This window comes from Pseudomonas sp. XP1, assembly GCF_053557675.1.
Window position 1 is genome coordinate 1 of record NZ_JBNRIJ010000029.1, and the last position, 1,064, is coordinate 1,064.

Sequence of the window (1,064 nt, forward strand, 5' to 3'; positions counted from 1 at the left end):
TGCATTCGCCTTGATGAAGACTCAAGGCGAATACATGAGCAAAGGGGGCAAAAAGCATTGCCCACAACCATAGAATCTCCCACAAGGATGGCATCAAGCCTGAGGGCGAGGCGGTCCCCGTGGGAGCGGCTTTAGCCGCGAAGAGGCCGGTAAAGGTTAAAGCATCAGTCGTACATCACCTTCTTCTTCCAGGTCTCTTCCTCATCGGTCTTGAGCCCCTGGGTCAGTTCATTCTGCTCGTCCTCCGCCGGAGCCATGCGGTCCAGCACCTGGGCGTTGGCCCGGGCCAGCAGCTTCTCCAGGTACGTAAGCTGCTCCTCATAAACCTTCGGTTCCGGCTGTTTGCGCAGGTACTGCACGCCGCGCTCGAACGCAAGTCGCGCCTGGCCTGGCTGGTTCTGCTGGAGGGCCTGCTGGCCTAGGTTGTTGAAGAACTCGATATGCAACAGCACCAGGATATGGCGGATTTCCTTGACCCATTGCTTTGCCTCGGGCGTGGGCAGGAAGCCCTCCTGGGCGGCGCGGGTCACCTGGTTGTGCAACGCCTCCAGCAGGAAGCGCACATCCTTGGCCTTGATCTCGGTCTGGATCGGGTTGGGCGGGTTGTTCACCGGTATCTGCCCGCCCTGGGCAATCAGTCTCTCCAGTTCGGCGATGCGCGCCTTGATTTCGGCATTGTGCTTGTCCATCGCCAGTTGACGCTGGTTGAGGTTGAGCTCCAGGCGGGTCAGCAGCAACTTCAGCGCCGGTGTCATGAACTGGCCTGGGAAGGTCTCGGTGATTTCGCCACAGCGGCGCAGGCGGTCGGCCAGCTCGACCTTCATCCGGGCGCGCTCTAGCTTGCCGTTCTCGACCACATTGTTTAGGTAGCCGATCACGATCAGCAACGCGATACCCGCCACGATGAGCAGGGTGATCAGAAGTGGTGTCACCGTTAATGCCTCATTGAAGAAGAATTACACCCTTGAGTGTAGTGAGTTCGTCTGGGGACGAACAGCGGCTATATACCTGTATCGGCCTATTCGCGGCTAAAGCCGCTCCCACAGGGATCGCACCGCCCTCAG

The 1,064-nt window shown here is 59.2% G+C and carries 1 protein-coding gene; it reads right to left on the reverse strand.

What is annotated here, in order from left to right; genetic code table 11:
* Positions 1-164 precede the first annotated feature (164 nt).
* Positions 165-932 (reverse strand): hypothetical protein, encoded by a 768-nt coding sequence (locus ACK1U9_RS20325; RefSeq protein ID WP_046617062.1) that lies wholly within the window; start codon positions 930-932, stop codon positions 165-167.
* Positions 933-1,064: the final 132 nt, after the last annotated feature.